General features: G+C 64.5%; 1 protein-coding gene. It reads left to right on the top strand.

The window, feature by feature from the left end:
- Positions 1-473, top strand: a 473-nt coding sequence (locus M3202_RS22085; RefSeq protein WP_251225351.1) for a YaaA family protein, incomplete at both ends; no start/stop codon positions are given.

Genomic DNA, 473 nt, shown 5'->3' with positions numbered 1-473 from the left:
CCTTCACGCCGGCCAACGCGAAGCAGGCCGTGCTGGCGTTCAACGGTGACGTTTACGAGGGTTTCGACGCAAAATCGCTGTCGTCCACCGATCTCGACTATGCGCAGCAGCACGTGCGCGTGCTGTCGGGCCTGTACGGGCTGCTGCGTCCGCTCGACCTGCTGCAGCCGTACCGGCTCGAGATGGGTACGCGGTTCGCGAACGCACGCGGCAAGGATCTGTATGCGTTCTGGGGCGACCGCATCACGCGGGCGCTGAACGAGCAGTTGGAGACGCGCAGCGGCGCCGCACGCGTGCTGGTCAACTGCGCGTCGACCGAATACTTCAAGTCGGTCAAGCCGAAGCTGCTGGCCGCACCGGTCATCACGCCGGTATTCGAGGACTGGAAGGGCGGCCGCTACAAGATCATCAGCTTCCATGCGAAACGCGCGCGCGGCCTGATGGCGCGTTTTGTCGTCGAGAACCGTATCACC

It is taken from the genome of Halalkalibacter oceani (assembly GCF_023715605.1).
Taxonomy (GTDB): Bacteria; Bacillota; Bacilli; order Bacillales; family Bacillaceae_D; genus Halalkalibacter; species Halalkalibacter oceani.
Note: the sequence above shows the minus strand (reverse complement) of the source record. Positions and strands in the feature narration are given on the sequence as shown.